Annotated in this window: 18 protein-coding genes; 2 read left to right on the forward strand and 16 right to left on the reverse strand. The window is 44.3% G+C overall.

The genetic code is table 11. The annotated features are described in order from the left end of the window. Window positions 1-480: 480 nt before the first annotated feature. From NZD89_RS15585 to NZD89_RS15650, 14 genes are all read right to left on the reverse strand, one after another. Window positions 481-753 (reverse strand): zinc-binding dehydrogenase, encoded by a 273-nt coding sequence (locus NZD89_RS15585; protein ID WP_268003724.1) that lies wholly within the window; start codon window positions 751-753, stop codon window positions 481-483. 8 nt (window positions 754-761) lie between these two features. Next, a complete protein-coding gene (gene fucU, locus NZD89_RS15590; protein ID WP_268003725.1) occupies window positions 762-1193 on the reverse strand; it encodes an L-fucose mutarotase in 432 nt (143 codons plus the stop codon). A 265-nt stretch (window positions 1194-1458) separates the two neighbouring features. Next, entirely contained in the window at window positions 1459-2451 is a 993-nt protein-coding gene (locus tag NZD89_RS15595) for a hydroxyacid dehydrogenase (protein WP_268003726.1), read from the reverse strand. Further along, window positions 2448-2873, reverse strand: a complete 426-nt coding sequence (locus tag NZD89_RS15600; protein WP_268003727.1) for an RbsD/FucU family protein — start codon at window positions 2871-2873, stop codon at window positions 2448-2450. Before NZD89_RS15600 ends, NZD89_RS15595 begins: the two co-directional genes overlap by 4 nt. A gap of 24 nt (window positions 2874-2897) precedes the next feature. Continuing rightward, entirely contained in the window at window positions 2898-3947 is a 1050-nt protein-coding gene (locus NZD89_RS15605; RefSeq protein ID WP_268003728.1) for an aldo/keto reductase, read from the reverse strand. A 79-nt stretch (window positions 3948-4026) separates the two neighbouring features. Further along, window positions 4027-4995 carry a Gfo/Idh/MocA family protein gene (locus NZD89_RS15610; protein ID WP_268003729.1) on the reverse strand — a complete coding sequence of 323 codons (969 nt, stop codon included), beginning with the start codon at window positions 4993-4995 and terminating at the stop codon, window positions 4027-4029. Window positions 4996-5012: 17 nt separating this feature from the next. After that, window positions 5013-5798 (reverse strand): sugar phosphate isomerase/epimerase family protein, encoded by a 786-nt coding sequence (locus NZD89_RS15615; protein ID WP_268003730.1) that lies wholly within the window; start codon window positions 5796-5798, stop codon window positions 5013-5015. A 274-nt stretch (window positions 5799-6072) separates the two neighbouring features. After that, window positions 6073-7764, reverse strand: coding sequence for a type 2 periplasmic-binding domain-containing protein (locus NZD89_RS15620; RefSeq protein ID WP_268003731.1), 1692 nt, complete (start codon window positions 7762-7764; stop codon window positions 6073-6075). A gap of 42 nt (window positions 7765-7806) precedes the next feature. Continuing rightward, the gene (locus NZD89_RS15625; RefSeq protein ID WP_268003732.1) at window positions 7807-8715 is read right to left on the reverse strand and encodes a carbohydrate ABC transporter permease; all 909 of its coding nucleotides are present in this window, start codon (window positions 8713-8715) and stop codon (window positions 7807-7809) included. A gap of 16 nt (window positions 8716-8731) precedes the next feature. Then, window positions 8732-9685, reverse strand: a complete 954-nt coding sequence (locus NZD89_RS15630) for an ABC transporter permease (protein WP_268003733.1) — start codon at window positions 9683-9685, stop codon at window positions 8732-8734. 400 nt (window positions 9686-10085) lie between these two features. Then, on the reverse strand, window positions 10086-10838 hold the full coding sequence (locus NZD89_RS15635; RefSeq protein ID WP_268003734.1) for a hypothetical protein: 753 nt from the start codon (window positions 10836-10838) through the stop codon (window positions 10086-10088). 60 nt (window positions 10839-10898) lie between these two features. Beyond that, window positions 10899-11513: a YesL family protein gene (locus tag NZD89_RS15640; RefSeq protein WP_268003735.1), complete on the reverse strand. Its 615-nt coding sequence runs from the start codon at window positions 11511-11513 to the stop codon at window positions 10899-10901. 236 nt (window positions 11514-11749) lie between these two features. Next, window positions 11750-13207 (reverse strand): alpha-L-fucosidase, encoded by a 1458-nt coding sequence (locus NZD89_RS15645; protein ID WP_268003736.1) that lies wholly within the window; start codon window positions 13205-13207, stop codon window positions 11750-11752. 59 nt (window positions 13208-13266) lie between these two features. Next, the gene (locus NZD89_RS15650) at window positions 13267-14565 is read right to left on the reverse strand and encodes an alpha-L-fucosidase (RefSeq protein WP_268003737.1); all 1299 of its coding nucleotides are present in this window, start codon (window positions 14563-14565) and stop codon (window positions 13267-13269) included. A gap of 328 nt (window positions 14566-14893) precedes the next feature. On the opposite strand from NZD89_RS15650, the gene NZD89_RS15655 reads away from it, so the two are divergent. Next, the gene (locus NZD89_RS15655) at window positions 14894-15793 is read left to right on the forward strand and encodes an AraC family transcriptional regulator (protein WP_268003738.1); all 900 of its coding nucleotides are present in this window, start codon (window positions 14894-14896) and stop codon (window positions 15791-15793) included. Between the two features lie 272 nt (window positions 15794-16065). Here NZD89_RS15655 and NZD89_RS15660 read toward each other — a convergent pair whose 3' ends face one another. Both NZD89_RS15660 and NZD89_RS15665 read right to left on the reverse strand, forming a co-directional pair. Next, a complete protein-coding gene (locus NZD89_RS15660; protein ID WP_268003739.1) occupies window positions 16066-17478 on the reverse strand; it encodes a HEAT repeat domain-containing protein in 1413 nt (470 codons plus the stop codon). Between the two features lie 515 nt (window positions 17479-17993). After that, complete coding sequence (locus NZD89_RS15665; protein WP_268003740.1) at window positions 17994-18839, reverse strand: phytanoyl-CoA dioxygenase family protein; 846 nt, start codon at window positions 18837-18839, stop codon at window positions 17994-17996. Window positions 18840-18995: 156 nt separating this feature from the next. On the opposite strand from NZD89_RS15665, the gene NZD89_RS15670 reads away from it, so the two are divergent. Beyond that, on the forward strand, window positions 18996-19862 hold the full coding sequence (locus NZD89_RS15670) for an AraC family transcriptional regulator (RefSeq protein WP_268003741.1): 867 nt from the start codon (window positions 18996-18998) through the stop codon (window positions 19860-19862). Window positions 19863-19878 lie beyond the last annotated feature (16 nt).

Raw genomic sequence — 19878 nt, forward strand, 5'->3', positions numbered from 1 at the left:
TTACATATCATTATCAGAATATTTGTCTCACTTAATATAAACAAACAGTTAAGTAGCTTCACGTCAGTCAATTACAGGGATTTCGGCCTGTTGAGCTTTGAGGATTCACCTCGCCATGAGTAACCGAGAATGCCGCATGTTCTTCGTCGCCACCTCCTCCACGAACCGTCAACAAAGGAGCCTATAAAAAGGTAAAAGCCACGAACCAATCGGTTCGTGGCTTTGCTTGATGAAGGTAGTCCGTGCCATGTCACACCACCCACCTCCATCATATTCACTCGGTAATCCTTACCTTCATTCGTGTTCACCACTCAAAGTGTTACAGCTCAATCATACACTTGATGGCATTTGCTTCGTGCGACGTGACTTCCGAAAATTTATCCAAAATCTCATCGAAGGGAATCCTGTACGTAATATAAATATCCATCAGTCCTTCCTTAACTGCGTGAAGGACCGCGTCAAATCCTCAGTCGTCACGTTTCAACTCCCCAGAAGCGTAAGCTCGCGCTTATGGAATCCCGGATCGGAGAAAGAAATGTCATTCTGCACCAATCGCACGTACACGATCCCGCCTCCATGTGCAACGTAATGGATGGAATCCTTCATCGACTTGGCATTCCCCGTTGCATCAAATACCAGGGTAGGATATTCTCCATTCGTCAGTTCCGAAATGGTTTGCTCTGGCTGATGGAGCGCATGAATTGTCCCCTCAATCTTGCACCAGGATTTGCAGAAAGCCAGGCGAGATTTCAAGGTAGCACCTACTCGGTAATAACGCCCTTTTTCAGAATGATGTTCGCGTATTGCGCTCCTTCACCAGTTGCAACCACTGCACACGCTTTCCGAGCGCGTTCGTAAAACGCAAATCTATCTAAGTGTTCAAATGGTTCGGTTAGTGATGTGTGTTGTCTGAAAATCGAAACAAATTGATCCCAAATTGGTGTCTCTACCGTATCCCCTTGTACAACTTGCATCAATGCTGCAGGTTTCTCCACGTATGCATCGAGTGGGAATAGTTTCAATATTTCTTCAAGGAGGGGAACCATACCGTGCCCGTCTGCCCGAATTACCGTAGCACCATGACTCATAGCAGGAAAATTCCCATCAGCCAAAACAATCTCGTCACCATGGCCCATTTCCATTAAAACTTTGATCAGCTCTGGAGAAATCAATTTAGAAATACCATATAACACGTGTGCACCCCCCCAAAAACTCACTGGTATTCTCAAGAAAGACGCAGTTTATTGCTCTTTCGCAACGAATAACGCGTGCCCATTGGTAATTGTCACCACGGTCGTGTTTCCTTTCCTGACCACCGTAGTCTCAGGTTTGATAGGGCTTCGATTACGAGATTCTGCTTCATATTTGTAGTAAATCCTTTATAGCGTAACTTAACTTCTCTACGATGTTCCAGTACTGTATTTTAATCGCAAAATAATACTTTAAATTAACGAACTCTCACGCCATCGTATCCCATTTTTCTGGATTCAACGCGTACTTAGGCTGCTCACCTTCCAAGTAGCCGATTACATCCTTGAGCACTTCATACATTAAGTCCTGATGACCTTCTACCGTATCACCGGCCACGTGCGGAGTTAAGAGTACGTTGTTCATTGATACAAATGGGTGACAATCCAGCAAGGGCTCTGTCTCGTACACATCAAGAGCTGCGTAAAACCTCCCTGTCTGCAATTCCTTTATCAACAGATGTTCATCAAGAATGGTTGTGCGAGAAGAATTTATGAAAATGGCGCCTTCAGGAATACTCTTCAGTAAATCTCCCGTGATTAAATATTTAGTTTCCGGAATAGATGGAGCATGAAGAGAAATCACATCGCATGCAAATATCTCTTCAAGTGTTCCCTTGCTAACTCCAAGTTCACGTGCCTCCTCGTCGTGCAGGTAAGGATCATACACAATCACTTCGCAGTGAAACGGTTTCAGAAACTGTAAAAAGGCGCGGGCAGTTGAGCTGGCGGATACTAACCCAATACGTTTGTGTGCGAGTTCATTGCGGCGTACACCTTTTTCCTTCCATCGATAGGTACGTACATTTTGATCCAAATCCTTAAATCGGTTCATCAGATTCAGCAGGGCCGCCAAACAATACTCCCCAACCGATTGGGCGATTCGAGGAGCTGCCGAGAACACGACAATTCCGTGCTCAAAAGCCGATCGGGGGACAAGTTGCTTGACAGACCCAGCCGCATGGGCAATCGCTTTTAACCGTTTGGCCCGTAATAGGACCTCTTCATGTATCACTGGAGATCCCCAACTGGTCAAAATAATGTCCACATCCTCAACAAGGTTGATAACTTCCTGTGAGGTTAAATCATGATCTAAATAATTCCAAACTGGTTGGCAATAAGTATCAATCAATTCGTGGCACATGGGTGAACAAACGTCGTTAAGTCTAGTCTTCGTTGGTAGAATAAGAGTTTTATATTTCATTCCCTAACTACCCCCTTCTTCAACAAAATATTTGCTTTGGGCGCCTGATCGCCCGTGGCGATAATCGCATACGCGCTCTTTGCTCGTTCATAAAACGAAAACCTATCGATATACTCAAAACCTCTAAATTCACCGTGTAATTGAATCGTTCTCTTGTATTCTTTCCAAACATCTGGAATCGGTTCATTCCCAGAAACAGCCATTAAAACGACTGGCATATCCACCGATCTATCCAGCGGGAAGTAATGTAAAATTGCCGCCAAGAGATCCGATACACGATGACCATCACATCTCACAAGCCGCTGCGCACACGAGGCAGCTGGAAAGTTTGCATCAGCCAATACAACTTCGTCGCCATGCCCCATCTCCATCAAAACTTTCATCATATCAGGGGAAATGATGCTCGGAATGCCTTTTAGCACAGTCACTCACCTGCTCACCGAGTTTTATTCGATCCGACTGTTTAATCGATTTTCATAGTAATCCGGGTTATCTCCCAATTTTTCCAACACAGGGAGTGTAATGTCGTTCAATTTCGACAATGTGGATAAGTCCAACGGACAGTCTAAAGCTTGTAGATTATTCTCCAACTGCTTTGTGTTTCGACAACCGACAATGGCCGTCGTGACCGCTGGATTTGAAATAACCCACGACAAAGCTAAAACAGACATATCGACGTGCATTTCTTCGGCAATGTGTCGTATTTCCGAAATTGCTTGGAAGACTTCCTGTTCCGCGCCATTCTCGCCATGTCGTGTACCACTTCCGCGCGTGTGATGAAAGTGGCGAGATCGTGCTTGCATCGGCTTCATGGCTTCTGGGCGGTGATACTTACCAGTTAAGAGTCCCTGCTGAAGCGGCATATAAGCGATCACGCCAACACCTCTTTCGATACATAAAGGAAGGATGCTCGACTCAATCGCCCGGGATAGTAAATTATAGGCAAGCTGATTAGCTACAATCTTCGTTCCGGTGCCCAATACCTGTTTCATTTGCTTTACGCCATGATTGCTAATAGCGATTTCTCGTATTTTCCCTTCCGCTTGTAAAGATCTTAATGTGTGAAATGCCTCATCTATGGATGGCGGAGAAACAAACAATCGAGCGTCATCACTGAAATGCTCAATAGAATGAGGGGAAATGGGCCAATGAAGGACATACACATCGATATAATCCGTATTCAAACGCGCAAGACTTTCCTCACAATGCTTTCTTAGTGTCGCAGGTTCGGTATTTGCTGGAGTGATTTTCGTTCCCACAATGGCTTCATTTCGTCTTCCTTGGAGCGCTTTGCCCAGTGATATTTCGCTGGCACCTTCATTATAGACTTCCGCAGTGTCAAAATAGTTAATTCCGCACTCTAAGGCTTCGTGGACAACTCGGTCGACATCTTTTTGATTTTGCTCTCCCCAGTAACTTCCTCCCCCAAACGCCCAACACCCCAATCCAATGGTTCCAAGTTGCAAATTTGATACGCCAAGCTTCCTGTATTCCATATGGAACTACCCCCTCGAGACAAAACATTCAGTTTTTAACGCGTATATAAAAGGGGTTCACACCATCCGTCACATAGCCTCACTCACTTAAGATCGCTCGCGCTAGAATCTTCTCCGCGATTTCCATTGTCTTAATAGCATCAGTAAAGTTCGAAGGAGGTTGCTTGTTAGATTTTACGGCATCTACAAATTCGCGATTTTTTGCCTGAAATCCAGCGAAAATGTACAATTCGTCGCTACCAGTAAATTCGCGTGCATCATAGTGAGTACCGGACGTGTCTCCGTCCATGTATACCGTAGCTTTTCCCTCATGCTCAGCCTCAACACAGATGTTCGGCGCATGCATCTCCACTGAGAATATCCTGCGTCCACTAGACCAACTATTGATGAGATATCCACTCGCCCCATTGTCAAAGTGCAATGTGGCCGAAATAAAGTTGATGTCAGGAACGCCTACCCGCTTAGTAACACTGTCGATTTTGACCACTTCTCCACCGCATATCCACCGCAATGTGTCAATCGAATGCACCGTGTCGTCCATCATGTGATCTCTTGCGTTTACAAAGGGTTCCATGTTTGATTTGTAAAATCTACAGACGGCATGATTAATCGGGCCTCTCTGTAAACACTGTTTGTGCAAGGCAGACACCATAGGAGAGCTGCGACGTTGAAAACTAACTTGCGTGATGCAACTGTTTTTCGTTGCCAAGTACTCCAACGTTCTTGCCTGATGCATGGTGAGACCCATTGGTTTTTCGATACAAAGATTCATCCCTTGTTCCAGGCACCATGTCCATACATCAAACATGATGTGCGGCTGCCCAATTGCATAGACGGCATCTGGTTTCGTTTCCGAGATCAACTGTTTATAGTCCTGATACCTATTATTTATCCGGTACCTATCCGCCGTCTTCGTCAAGCGTTCCAAATTCACATCGCATATCCCCGCGAATTCCACATCGTCAAATGATGCTAATGAGGGGTAATGTACTGTATTTGCCATCTGTCCCGCACCAATCATAGCAATACGTAGCTTCCGATCCGACACAAAAAAACCCTCCTCGTTTATTGAAATAGTGACTTGGCGTATTGAATATCTTCTCGAATTAAGCGCTCAGTCGCCTGTTCGTCGGTATACTCGGCCGTGAGGCACACGACTCCCCGATAGTTCCGTCGTATTAGATAGGAAGCGATCCTCGGCCATGAAGCGAGGCCATGTTTTCCAGTCGTGAAGTATCGCTGCCAGTCTGCAACTTCTGCCTCTGGGCCATTTGCCCGCATATAAAACGCATTCTTCAAATTCACCATACACAAGTGGTTCCATACGATGTCTAGTCCGTATTCCGGTTGTTGTCCAGCTAGTGCATCATGTGCAGCATCCCAAATCGCCCCAATATATTCGGAGTTAAATTGGCTAACAAGATGGCGTAGTCCTGAAGCGTCGCTTACACAATTACCATAGTGCTGTTGAATGCCAATTTTCACACCGTACCTTTCACACAGCGGCACTAATCGTTCCAGCCTTTTCATTTCTCTTTGCTCCGACGCAATATACCCATCATCGCCAATATTTATCATAATCCTAATCATCGGTACACCAGCCAGGGCACATCCCGCAAACACCTGTTCATCAGGGGAACTAGCCACGCTGAATACGCGAATTCCGTAATCAGCAAGATGAGAGACCAACTCAGGGAGTCCGTTTTCCGCGTTATCAGGGTTTACTTGGTAACCGTCGCGCAGGGGGAACTCAATTCCATCGAAACCTAAACCCTTAACAAATTCAGCTAATTGTGGAACAGGGATTTTTTTCCAAGGTTTAGTAAAAACAGAAAACTGAACATTGTCCACAGGAGACATCGAACACACCCCTCACATATTCATTTCCAACTCTACAAAGTATCCAGAGAATCCATTACTAAATCGTTACCGATCAATTCGATGCAGACCACAGTGTCAATGAGATCCGGTTGGATGTTCATAGTCCGTTCTCCAATGTCTTACTAAACAGATTCCCGGAGAAGTGCAAACCCTCTCTACAAGTTACATCTTGAGTATTTGAACTTCTCCTCGATTAACAGAATAGTAAGTTTTTTAATTTGAGTAACAATGACGTTTTCTAATTCTACTTGTCATTCAGCAAGAATTTCACGTCTGACGGATCTTGTTGGAACGAACTAGTATTAAACGGTTGCCCCATTCCCTTTTCTGACATTGAGATATAGTTAGTCAAATCAAGATTCTCCAAACCTTGTACGTATGCATTCCAGTCGCTTGAAATCGATTTGCTCCCAGTAACAAATGCATCTGTCCATTGATTTACATAATTATTTATATTTGTTTGGTCAGTTGTGTAAGTCTGTATGTCACTAGGTTGAATCCAGACTGCACTTGGAAATACATATTCAGGCTGAAGTCCTGCATAATTTTGCTGTGTGACAAGCTGAAGCATCGACTGGCTGCCACCTGATGAAAACGGAGGTATTGCGACGCCACCATTGCGCCAAGTTTCGGACTGATCGATAGGCCCCATCTGATTCCATCCCTCGTTCTGGCGGGCATTACCGGAATAAAATGCGTTCCAATTGGTATTGAACAATCCTTGTTTACCGTTCAATCCAAGCTGGCCCGGCTTCGCGGTTGTCCAGTCCGTACCTTCTGGACCAAAGTCGAGCATCTGCGTACCAGTACCATTGGGATTCCAAATAAAATTGATTAACTTCATAATTTTGATTGCTTCTTCTTGGCTCGCCTTATTGGTAATTGCAAATGTACCGCCAGCTGGCGAAGGGTAAAAAGCGGCATTACGTGCTCCACTCGGACCCGTGAGCGGCGGTACAGTCAACCAATATTGATAATTAGAACCTTTAGCACCATAGTTGTCGATAAAACCTGTTGAGGAGCCATTAGGCACAACCCCAACCTTGCCTTGGCTGACCTCGGTTTCAAGTGAAGTATTCGTCTGAGTGAAGGCACTTGGATCGATAAGTCCCTTGCTATACAAGCTATGAATATACTCTAGTCCCTGTTCATACTGCGGTTGAATGGGCACGAACACAGGTTTACCGTTTTTGATTTCAAACCATGACCCACCCTCAGCAGAGCCACCATCGTCATAGATGAACGCATTCATTAAAAACGTCACGGGATTCGAATGCCAACTTGTGGTTACTGTCGCGCCAGTGAGCGGTATTAGACCATGTTGCTTGAAGGCCTCAAGCACTTGTGTAAACTGAGCGGTATTCGTTGGCATTTTTAAGCCATATTGCTTTAAGAGTTTTGTATTGATCCAATACTTGGCTGACCAAAAACAGTGGAAGCAATAGTTGTAATTTGGTATTGTGTAAATATTTCCATCAGGGGCAACCATATCCTGTTTCAAACCAGGAACCGTTTGCATCGCCTTCTCCAAATTCGGGGCGTACTGTTTAATCAGGCTATTTAGTGGGATAAAAGCTCCTTCTTTTCCGTACTGGTAGGCCTGTGAATTTGTGAAGTTACCATTCCAGAAGATATCTGGATAATTTCCACTTGCCAACAACAGAGATTGTTTCGTCAACTGATCACTACTCGGAACGGTATCCCATGTAATATTTATGCCAAACTTCTTTTCCACATACTTGGTGAACGCATTCGTGTTTAAGTTGATGATGTCTGGACCGGGTGCGGCAAACATAGAGACCTGTGTAACGGAAGAACTACCCGTTTGCGATCCCCCTGAGTTTCCGCTAGTGCCGCATCCAGTGACCGTCGTCGTCAATGCGGCAACTACACCAGTAGACCACATGACTTTCTTTGAAAACCTTTTCTTTCTCAAAGTTACCCCTCCTCTTCCTATGCCCCCAAATTGTCTTCCAGGCTATTCCTTCACAGAACCTATCATCACCCCCTTGACAAAGTACTTTTGAGCAAGTGGGTACAGGAATAAAACTGGAACACTTGCAACGATAATTAATGAATACTTAAGCAAAGTTTGCATATTTTGGAACATTATTAACTGTTCTGGACTGAGATTCATCCCTCCGGATCCGCCTGAAGCGGTGTTCAGTATTAATATTTGTCGAAGCACTAGCTGAAGTGGAAATAGGTTTTGATTATTTAAAAATATCAAGGCATTAAAATAGGTATTCCACTGCCACACTGCGGCCCATAGCACTAATACGGCAATAATTGGCTTCGAGAGTGGTAACACAATTCTGATTAGAAAATTCACATCACTACATCCATCAATTTGTGCTGAATCGTAGAGATCATTTGGAATAGTGGACTGAAAAAAGGTCTTCGCAATAATCACAGCAAAAATGTTCAGAGCAGTCGGTAGGATTATTGACCACCGCGTGTTTAAAAGCCCCAGGTCTTTAACAACCAAATAAAAAGGTATCAAACCGCCGTAGAACATCATGGCGAAAAGTAATAGCCAAATGAATAGCTTTCGTCCGTAAAAATCCTTACGCGATAATGGGTAGGCCATCATGATGGTAAGCAGTACACTAATCACCGTGAAACCGACTGTATAAATCAGTGAATTCAGATACCCGGTCCATACTGCCGAATACTGAAAAACCGCTTTATATCCAAGCAAGGTTGGATGTACGGGCCACAACCACACTTTGTTACCTATAACAGCTGATGCCGAACTAAAGGAGCACGAAAGAACATAAATGAGTGGATACGCAACAATTACTAAGACAATTGAGAGAAACACGTATACACCTATCATGAACAATCTATCAGTTCTGGACTCCCGAATCGTGTTCAACACTCTCATATTTTTCTCTCCTTGCTTAAAAAAGACTTGTATCGGACACTCTTCTTGCGATAAGGTTAACCGCGAATATGAGGATGAGCCCAACGATTGCATCAAACAGCCCCACCGCGCCAGCAAAGCTGAAGTTTGCATTCAACAAGCCCATTTTGTAAACATACGTTGAAATGATTTCGGATGTACTTAAGTTTAGGTTGTTCTGGAGCAAGTAAACTTTTTCAAATCCAACCCTAAGTACGTTACCGACGGCCAGAATAACCAAGATAATCATCGTTGGCTTGATAGACTGAACGTCAATGTGAAGCATCTTCTGAAATCGAGAAGCGCCATCAATTCGAGCAGCTTCATATAACTCAGGGTTGACATTGGATAAAGCAGCCAAATAGATAACAGCTCCATATCCGGTTTCCTGCCAAATTCCTGACCAAACGTACACTGACGGAAACGCAGTCGGGTTGCCGAGAACGTTGGGTGGATTAGCTCCGAACAAATGGGCCAATTGCCCTAACAGTCCAGTGGATGGCGAAAGAATAATTTGCATGATCCCGACTAACACAACAGTTGAAATGAAGTAGGGTGCATAGGTGAACATCTGCACAATCCGTTTAAACCGCTCGTTTCGGACTTCATTTAACGCTAGAGCTAAAATCACAGCCGCAGGCGTCGAAATAACTAGTGTGTAAATGCCGAGCGTTAATGTGTTTCTAATAAGTGGCCAAAAATAAGGTGATTTAAAGAAATCGGAAAACTCAGAAAACCCAGTCCAAGGACTATGCCACATACCTTGTATAGGGTTATAGTCTCTAAATGCAATTTGTGCTCCAAGCATCGGAACGTAGTTAAAGGTGATTAGGAACGCCAATGGAACGGCAATGACTAAATATAGTTGCCAATGTCGATGAATTCTCTTCCACGTTAGTTGTAAGCCATCGGCTTTTACAACCCTCGTTTGCCTGGCGACTTCTACGGCCATCCTGCCTACCTCCAATTTTCACCTAGTGTGTATTCGTGCGACAAAGTCTCAGCACAATCAAATGTAAGCATTTACACAAAATACCGATGACGTACTAGCCAGTTGTAGCAGGTCTCCTTTCGATAAGATGAATCGATTTGTTCGGCGAGAACATCCAACGTGATAAAGGCGGTTGCATAGCGGGTGATAACACTAACATAATGGGATTGTTTCGTTTATTATTAAATTGCGTCCAAGGGATCGCAATAAAAACCGAATTTCATGTTCGTACCTCATATATGAACATTATTATAGGATAGAGTTATACAATATTACCTGTGGTTTATGCGACGAATAACCCCAAAACGCAGTGTATTCACACGTATACTCTCCCAAGAATCCTGAACCTTACTCGTCTCTATCACCAAGGTAGTGACCTACTGTCAGCCGTCGGACACCAGAACTTTTCGATGTACTCAATAACAAGCTGAGTGCCCTGATCATGACTAACGTAGGGCGGTTTAGCCGGGTTATACATGGCATCAGTCAAATCTCTAATTAATGTCGTGTGTATCTGCCAGGATGTTAGTTTTTTAATGCCGAACGGACGATTTAATATACACATGTTCGTATGAACTCCTAAGACCAATACATTTTTAATACTATGGTGTGTTATGAAACTATAAATTTCTTTTTCGTCGTCCGATATCACATCACGGCCTTGATCTATTTCAATTGACGGATGTTGACTCGCCCACACCCTTATCACAGTTTGTTCTCCTGTATCAGAGCCACCGTCTGAATCGTCGATAGGCAATGGAATATCGACTTCGGATAGCACGCTCGGTGTCGATACCATTGGCACATCTTTTATCCTTGTCCGAGCTGGCGATCCTTCGTAAAATACCATCGTGTCAGACGGGGAGTGAATGATGTGCACGTGTTTACTTCTGGCTCTCCTTATAAAATCATTAACACGGGGCGCCATCTTAGTTACACGTTCTGTGGCTCCTTTAGACCAATGGTTATCCCACATATCACATACAATAATGGCTGTTTGCGCAGCTACAAATGGAACCTTTGTATAGACCGGAATCCATTCGTTTTGGCCCCTCTTGTTTTGACCAAGCTTTTGACTTTTGACGAGTAATTGAAACCGCCCATTTGTATCCATACGACACCTCCATTTAGCCGTAATATAGGCGCTTAACAAGCATAGGTAGGAAAATTGGAGTCAGCCGTCTTCACGTGCGTCTCTAGCACTCGCAATTTCAAGCACCTCAAATTTTTTATTTACCAAATAATAGATGGTGGTGGATAAGACACTAAAGAAAAATGTAAAAAATAATATGGGGATAATATAGGCTAGGAAGAGAAAACCAAGGGTTAAGACGACAATCGAAATGGATAGGAACGGCTTAATCATACTTATTTTCACTGAATTTAGTAAAATATGTTTAATTGTCAAATGCATGTGCACCATCAACGGGTATACATTAACAAATATCGCCAAGACGATGAACATGGCTACGGCCCACACGCACATGAGTAAGCCACCCAAAACCAAATGCGTAGCCCGATAATCCATCCACAAGAATACAGCAACAATAAGCGTCACTAGTCCAACAATTAAGCTTTGTTTAAAGTTCTTCCGGAATCCCCGCATAAACTCACGTAAAATAAATGGCTCCTTTTCATACACAATCTTCCGAGCCACAGCAAACAATCCGGCGGTAGCTGCAGGGATAGTGACCACGGGTATACAAAATGCTAAAAATAGCACATTCAAGGTTAGGTATTTGTAGATAAGCGTTCCTAGCCGATATAAAGGTCCTGTAGCAGAAAACACGTGTAATCATCCCCCTTTATTAGAAGATGGGAGAACCCAAGCGTGCACGGATACCATAGCGCTCAGAATGTTCATGGTTTAAACACCGATTAAATCAACTACGCTTATCCTAAAACGATCATGGGGTTTGCAGGGGTACAAGTTTGTAACACACATTGAAAACTCATATTGTTTCGGAGCCCCCCTCTAAGAGCAGCAATCTATAGATAGCGATTATATTCATTGAATTTTGTTAATTAATTTGACGCACGGTAGACAATTTTGAATACAATCGGTTGCTCGCTTTTTACGGTGGTTTCAATTCTGAGAGCGTGATCGCTACAGCTCCATGATACTGGTGACTCACCTCCTAGAATCGCTACATCGAGGATTTCAGCCAACGCATCCTGGGACCTATTACCTAATGTGGTCACATTGACGATTCCGTTTTCTGGGCATTTTAAGACCGTTGCATACAAAATACCATCTTTGCAGGTGAACCGGATGTCTTCGCTAGTGAATGGAGATCGATGTGTATCTGTAAATGCACCTTCATACACCTTAGTCGGCCCTTCACCAAAGATTTGATAGGGATGCGTTCCGAAAATCGCTTCGCCATTCACGTTTAACCACTTTCCAATAGAACGAAGAATATCCTGCTCTTGTTCAGGAATAGTACCGTCAGATTTTGGTCCTACATTTAGCAACAAGGCGCCATTCTTACTAACAATGTCAACCAAATCGCAAATGATGTCGTTTGCCGTCTTATAATCGTGTCCGTTGATGTATCCCCAAGAATTCTTCGATACTGATGTGTCTGTTTGCCAAAACAGACTCCGTATTCCAGTTAACTGGCCACGTTCTACGTCAAATACGGCTGTTCCTACTGGAAAAGTATCCAATTTGTAGTTGATTGCGACTCCCTTTCCCCAACCTTTCGCCTTGTTATAGTAATAAGCTGCAAACTTCTTCAGGTACGGTTTAAACGCCAAATTCATGATCCACCAGTCAAACCAGAAGATTTGCGGCTGGTATTTATCGACTAGCTCACAATTTCGTGCCAACCAATCTTCTAGAAATTCCTCGTCTGGCATGCTAGCCAAATGATCTTGATGATACGTCGGTCCCTTCTGCGCCGGGCCATAGAAATCTATGTATGCCGGGTCTCGAACGTCCGAATCAAACCGCATTCCACCGTCGAAGAACCACCAATGCTCCGCCCGGTGACTCGATACGCCAAAAGCGATATCCTCTGCTCGTACAGCCTCCGCCAGTTCACCAATAAGATCACGTTTTGGCCCCATCCTGAAGGCATTCCATTCGGATATGTCACTGTCATACATTTGGAATCCATCATGATGTTCTGCGACAGGGACGACAAAACGCGCACCTGACTCCTTAAACAACCGCGCCCATTCCCCAGGGTCGTAGTTTTCAGCAGTGAACATGGGTATAAAGTCCTTATAACCAAAATCTTTTTGAGAACCATACGTTTTTACATGATGTTCATAGACTGAAGAGCCTTCCTGGTACATTAAGCGCGGATACCATTCGTTTTCGAATGCAGGCACTGAATATAATCCCCAATGTATGAATATAGCGAATTTTGAGTCCATATACCATTTCGGAATTTGGTAATTCTCCAATGAGTCCCACGAATCTTCAAACGGGCCGGATGTAGTAGTGTCGGCGTCCATGTTTGACGTTTTAGGCATGCATTATCCTCCTATAATCTTCAAATTCAAATCACACACCTAATTTGGAAGAACTTGTGTTATCGTTCCTCTTTTAAAAAGAGTTCAATGACCGGAACGACGACATTGGGTTTCTGGACTGGAATCTCTAAAACTGTTACTCCTTCCATGCCAGGAGGTGTAACGTGAGAATGCGGGCCTTCCCCATTTAAATCAAGGATATTGACCTCTGATGCATCGTGTAAAAATTGCGCATACTCTACCTTCCCGCCTAGCTCTTTTAGGTAGATGTGCTTGAATGGCCAGGAGAAAATGTGCAAGTACAATCGATCCCCATTCCTTGTATAGCGACAATCGCACGGTGCTGGTAGGTCAGTATAACCAGCTCCATAAATAGAACGCGAATGCAAATGCATCCACTCCCCAATTCCTTCGAGCGCGTTTAGCGAACGCTGGTCAAACTCCCCACGTGCATTGGGTCCTACATTGAGAAGCAGATTTCCTCCCTTTGAGACAGTGTCCACAAGCATCTTGACTAATAAGTCAACCGATTTCCAATCAAGATTGTCTCGATCATACCCCCAGCTTCCGTTCAACGTCTGGCAGGCTTCCCAAATCACAGGTTGACCATTGCGCTTTACAACTTCTTGCGGCTGAAACTGCTCAGGTGTGACGATACCCCGTCCGAGATCCATCCGATCATTTAGGACAATGTCTGGTTGAAGTTCGAAAATCATGTCTTCAATCTCTTGCGAGTTCCAGTCATCTTTTCCCTTACCACGTGACCATCCCCAGTCCCTATCTTGATAGGAAAAATCAAACCACAGATAGTCGATTTTCCCGTAGTCGGTCAACAATTCTCTAACCTGTTCCTTAAGATATTGTGCATACTTTGAAATGTCGCGATTTTGCGCTGCCGCTTTGAAGGATTCGTCCTCACGCTGCGGATGCAGTCCATCGATTGGGAATTCCGGATGATGCCAATCGATCAATGAATGATAAAAACCCACCTTCAACCCTTCGTTGCGAAATGCTTCTACCATTGGACCGATCAGGTCTCTCCCGTAAGGTGTATTCGTCACTTTGTAATCGCTTACTTTTGAATCCCAAAGTGCAAATCCCTCATGGTGTTTCGTTGTAATCACAAAGTATTTCATGCCAGCATTTTTAGCAGCACGGGCCCATTTTTGGGGGTCAAACAGATCAGGGTTGAAGTGAGTGAAATACTTTCGGTACTCATCTGGATGAATTTTCTCACGATTCATCACCCATTCGTGACGTGCGGCAAGCGAGTAGAGCCCCCAGTGTATAAACAACCCGAACCTATCGTAAACAAACCATTCTGGATCACCGTAATTCACTGGCCATTGAAATTCCATGTCACGTTCCCCTTTCAAATGTTACCGCTATCATAACTTCAATTATCAGAATATTCAACACCGAGTTTCATCGAATAAAATTAAGCCAACGTAATAAATTAACCGGGTACGCAATATTTTGATATCCTTAGTTCGATGTATTCACCGTATTAAACTAGTACGACTCGCCGACCTGACAAAAACGTGGATTATCCATTATATGGTATATTCTTTATCTACCCTAAACTTGTGGGTAACGCTTAGCCCTTAAGCCAGGAGTGGTCATCCAAGATTCCGATTGTGTTGGCCCTCATGAGGTTGAAAGAAGCTACGGGAGCGATGAATGGGAATGAATCCGAATGAAACCACCTTAGCAAAACAGTACATCACCAACGTACAGCTAGATTTGTCCGTAGCAGCCTATACAAAAGTACCCACTACTTGGCGCAGTCACAATTACACTCCCGACTTTAACAAGCTCTATTTTATCATGGAGGGTGAAGGGTATCTCGAAGTAGGAGGTCAAAGATTCTCTCCGTGCCCTGGGGACCTGTACTTGCTTCCTACAGGAACCGTTCAATCGTATGGAACTGTCAACCAAAACACGTTCGGTAAATATTGGTGCCATTTTCGAGCAAAAATTGGTCACGTAGATCTATTCCAATTCCTGAGTACTTCAACCTTTATCCATATTCAGAAACCTGAGTGGCTAAAACAGAAATTCGAAGACCTAATTTACTGGCACCATCAAGAGTCGCTGACCTCACAAATGCATCTCCATTCCACTTTTCTGGAGATTATCGCTTTCTTTATGGAACAATGTGAAACAGTCAAAATCAACAGCAAGACAACTGATTCACTTAAAAGGATTAATAACGTTCTGTTATATATTGAAGAACATTTGTCCGACAAGTTGTCTCTAACCGAACTCGCGCAAGTAGCACATTTCCATCCAAACTATTTGATCCGCATTTTTAAAAACGCAACCGGATTGTCGCCCATACATTACATTAACCGTATGCGAATCGAGAAGGCCCAACAAATGCTGAGATTTACGAACTGGAACATTATGTCGATTTCAGATTCACTAGGTATGGACATCGCTTACTTCTCTCGTATGTTTAAGGAATACACTGGATTTCCACCCACTGAGTATCGCGAGCTCTTTGTAGAAGATAATAAACCGCCTCTTTCAGTACAGGCTCGCATTGACGAAGACATTTTTCACACAGGCACCACCAGTCTATAATCACCCACAACCACTGTGGATTTGCTCCCGATCACCATAGAGTATCAGGCTCCAAGATCCACTCGAGATGAATTCATCTCCTCTGAAGCCACTTCTGCTAAACGGCATATGTCTATGTGTGTTGAATGCCATCTGCCGATACAGCATGTAGGGCCACAAGATTCGTGGCCTACATGTACGTCTTGCTGGAATGTCATAGATACAACCGATACATTTTTGGATCCCTTTCCAAACCAAGCTAATCCATTAACTGCATAGGTCGTATAGGAATGTTACGGGTAGAACGTGCTGGATGGCGTCGTTGTCGAACACCAACGGGAGTTCATCAATATTTTAATCAGCACATCCTTCGCCTCGTCTGTGCCAATATATCGTAATGCCTCTAAAGCGTGCCCACGGACATAGCGGTTATCGTCGTCTAAAACTTCCTCAAGATGAGGCACCGCTTCAGCCCCGGCGCACCCCAGATGGGTTAATGCAAGCCCCGCCATGAACCGTACTTGAACGTCCTCATCTTTCAAACACCGAATTAAGCCGGAAACCACGTCATTCACAGGTGTCCCAATCATTCCAAGAGATTCGACAACTTCGCGGCGCACTATTTCCGATGGATGGCCGAGTAGGTCACCCAGCCTCGTCACTGCTTCACTCGCCAGGTGGCCTAATTCTCCTAAAGCGAACACAGCGTGTGTCACTGTCTCAAGCCGTTTACTTTCCAAGGAGTTCGTTAGTCCTTCAATTGCATCCCTACCAGCAATAGACAGACCATAAGCTGCGATACGTGACACGCGGACGTCTTCGTGTTGAAGGGCGCTCAGCAACGCATTCACGCCGAGTTGTCCCCTACATGCGAGCTCATAGGCCGCATTCAGGGCAGTTGGCTCAAACTCGTCATGTAACTGCGCAGCTAGTTCAGTAACAAGCCCAGAATCCTCCGGTAATGTTCGGGATAGACTTCCAACCCTTCCAGACAGCCAATTCCAAGTCTCCTTCCAGAGAATATCATGTCTTGCAACCGGTGCATTCAAATTTTTCGGCAGAGCCCACTCGTCATCGTGATTATCCCATGTCGGTTGTACCGGATACGATGTCCGCATGAATTCAAATTTCAGCATGTATCTGTGTTGCCCCAACAGATTTGCCGTCGAACGATGCCAGATGTCGTAATGAATCAGGGCAAATGTGCCAGCATCCCCACTGGCTAGCACCTCATCTTTCCCTTCATCCTGCCTAAAGGTACGAGTTTCATAATATTGCGTACCGGGAAAAATCCCCGTAGGGCCTAACTCTACTGGTGTGTCCTGTGGGAAATACATAATCATCGCCCACCATGGGTGATGATTTCGCATTCTCTTATATCCCCAATAGCTATCCTTGTGCCATCCTCCTGGACGATTCACCGCATTATAATGGCCATGTCGGTGCGAATGCATCATGTAATTCGGCCCAAGCACACTCGTCAATGCTCCATCGATAACAGGATGGTCAAACACTTTTTGTAACTCCCGGATTCTGGGAAGCAGATTATTCCCCGGATTGCCTTCGTTCGTGTAAACCTCATTCAACTGTTTCGTTAGATGTTTGTGAAACCGATCTGAAAAGTCTGTTTTCAGAATCACATACCCTTGTGTGATGAACTGTCGCATTTGTTCATCGGTTAACAACTGCGGCGCGTTTCCTGCCATCGCATGGACCTCCTCTGTTAACTTTGATTCATTATAATAAGGCAAAAGAGAAACCAGCATCGACAATGTTAAGTCATCTTTGTAGAATACTAACCCCGGGTCCCCGTTCCCTCACCCACTACAGCCTGAATTTCTTCAAGGTTGACTCGAGAACTTGAAACAGAACTCAAGGGTCTATCAAGAATTTGATGATAGACATAAGAGGCTGCCAGAGTTTGTCCCTCTAGCTGTTAACAACGCCCTTTCAATTTTGAATAATTATAAAAATAATAGACAAGGATGATTCAACAGGAATATCCAAACCTGATCGTCATTAATCCTAATGGACGAGTCAAAGGCATCTATATTGGACCAACCTCGTTTAATAAGCTGAGCACCATCATCCAATCTCTGTTGCCGTGAAAGGATGCACGAGGTTGTAGGGCGGCTGGCTATCGCCGCCCCTTCCTAAGCCTGATGATTGTGTTCGCCGACAGGTCGTCTAGTCTACGCGAAGTTGTTTGACCTAAGAAACTTCAGTTACGTTCGGGTTTATTCGCCAACCAATCTTCCAAGGTTGCAACTCGGTTGGGATAGCGATAACTCCTCGCTAAGAAGCCCACGCCATGCTGAGGCATCCGATCCTGATCAATCGGTTGGTAACGTAAGTCCACACTCCAACGGACACCATTTGAGTTGTTCGGAGTTGACATGTGTAAGCAACGGTCGTTGAATAAAATTGCCGTCCCGGCCTTTACGGGGAGAGCGACAGTTGGATTTTTGCCAAGTTGACTCTCCTTAAGAGCCGTGTATCCTGTTCCTGTATACGTTTCATTGTGCCATTCCAACAGTTTTTCGCAGTGAGTTTTTGGTTTGATATGCAGACATCCGTTTTCCTCCGTTGCATCCACCATGGAAATCCATACGGTGATCACCGGGTTGGAATTTGCATCAGGCCAATAGGACTTATCTTGATGCCAAGGAACAGCTCCGGCTGCAACTTTAGGAACTTTCGGACGAACATTGTAAACGGGATTGGAAAAAATCTCCCCGCCAATCAAGGATTCAACTGCGTCTAAAATTTTGGTATTGCTCATCAAGGTGAAGTACCCCGGTAGTCTATCTCTCCAGCTTCGGCCGTATTTTAAGAACTCTTGCTCTGACAAACCTTCGAATAACTCTGCAAGTCGGTACTCAAAAGGACGATGCTCTAATTTGTCTTGAACAAGGCCTGCCTCAAAGAGTTCATCCGCAATCTGGGAAACTTTCTGTTTCATTGCATCAATCGGTGCTTGCATCTCTTCATTCGTCAACAAATTTGGAAGTACCAAATACCCTTGTTGATGATAAAACTCCACCTGCGCTTCCTCGAGTCGTGCCATTATTCATCCCTCCCGTGAAACAGATTCTACAGGTGAAACTTCAGACTGTATTGATTGAAAAATCCGATATTTATGATTTATTCCGGTTTTCTTGAGTTTGTGATGTGGTACGATGAAGGAGGTCTGAATGTCACACTTTTTAGAGGGACAATAACAATGGTGAATACCCTCAGGCAAATTCGCCCTTTAATCCGGGTCGCGCATCACTATCAATTTAATGAAGAGTCCAATAAGGTTGAACAGCACCGGTTAGGATACTGTTACGCATTCCACTTGATCGATTCGGGTCGAGGTACAGTCACAATCCGAAACCGCAGATATCAGGTCAACAAAGGTATCGTCATCTTTATTCCCCCTGGTGAACAACACTCGTTTTACACCGATTCGAATCATCCCATGACTTCCTTCAACATTTACTGCGAACTGTGGCCCGACGGTGCACAAGTGACAGATATCCATCTAGCGTGGGATCCTAAGGATTTTAATCCAACCTATCAGACTCAGGTAAAATCGTGCCCGGAGCTGGAAACTTTACCGTCTATCACGCAGTTACATACCGGACACTTATTTGTTGAACTTTTCAGTCATATCGTGCTCAATCATCGTTCTAACGACCGATATAGTTCCGATATTGCGCACAGCCTCCTATATACTCTGGTGCTTGAGCTATTTAATATCAATCAAAAGACACATGTTTACGACTACAGGATTCAGAAGCTTCTTGATGATATCGATGAACACCCTGCATTCCGACCAGACTTCAAAGATTGGATGAGACAGTACGGAATGAAAAAGACTCAGTTTTACGAACGTTTTCGTACAGTGGTCGGGATGTCTCCTGGCGAATACGCACTGCGGGCCAAAATGAGATTAGCTTCAGCATCTTTGTTAGAAAGTCACAGCACGATTACCGAGATAGCCGATGTCCTTGGTTATAGTTCCATACACTATTTCTCACAGCAATTTAAGCGCTACTTCGGCTGCTCGCCGACCGAGTATCGTCACCACGGAAGGTCCCAATGACGGCTTTATTTTATTA

The organism is Alicyclobacillus fastidiosus, from assembly GCF_026651875.1.
In the GTDB taxonomy this organism is placed as follows: domain Bacteria; phylum Bacillota; class Bacilli; order Alicyclobacillales; family Alicyclobacillaceae; genus Alicyclobacillus; species Alicyclobacillus fastidiosus.

Excerpts from the sequence above, each read along its gene's own strand:
- NZD89_RS15595 (WP_268003726.1), bottom strand. The coding sequence starts at position 2,451 with ATGAAATATAAAACTCTTATTCTACCAACGAAGACTAGACTTAACGAC.
- NZD89_RS15605 (WP_268003728.1), bottom strand. The coding sequence starts at position 3,947 with ATGGAATACAGGAAGCTTGGCGTATCAAATTTGCAACTTGGAACCATT.
- NZD89_RS15625 (WP_268003732.1), bottom strand. The coding sequence starts at position 8,715 with ATGAGAGTGTTGAACACGATTCGGGAGTCCAGAACTGATAGATTGTTC.
- NZD89_RS15630 (WP_268003733.1), bottom strand. The coding sequence starts at position 9,685 with ATGGCCGTAGAAGTCGCCAGGCAAACGAGGGTTGTAAAAGCCGATGGC.
- NZD89_RS15635 (WP_268003734.1), bottom strand. The coding sequence starts at position 10,838 with ATGGATACAAATGGGCGGTTTCAATTACTCGTCAAAAGTCAAAAGCTT.
- NZD89_RS15645 (WP_268003736.1), bottom strand. The coding sequence starts at position 13,207 with ATGCCTAAAACGTCAAACATGGACGCCGACACTACTACATCCGGCCCG.
- NZD89_RS15650 (WP_268003737.1), bottom strand. The coding sequence starts at position 14,565 with ATGGAATTTCAATGGCCAGTGAATTACGGTGATCCAGAATGGTTTGTT.
- NZD89_RS15655 (WP_268003738.1), top strand. The coding sequence starts at position 14,894 with ATGAATCCGAATGAAACCACCTTAGCAAAACAGTACATCACCAACGTA.
- NZD89_RS15660 (WP_268003739.1), bottom strand. The coding sequence starts at position 17,478 with ATGGCAGGAAACGCGCCGCAGTTGTTAACCGATGAACAAATGCGACAG.
- NZD89_RS15665 (WP_268003740.1), bottom strand. The coding sequence starts at position 18,839 with ATGGCACGACTCGAGGAAGCGCAGGTGGAGTTTTATCATCAACAAGGG.
- NZD89_RS15670 (WP_268003741.1), top strand. The coding sequence starts at position 18,996 with ATGGTGAATACCCTCAGGCAAATTCGCCCTTTAATCCGGGTCGCGCAT.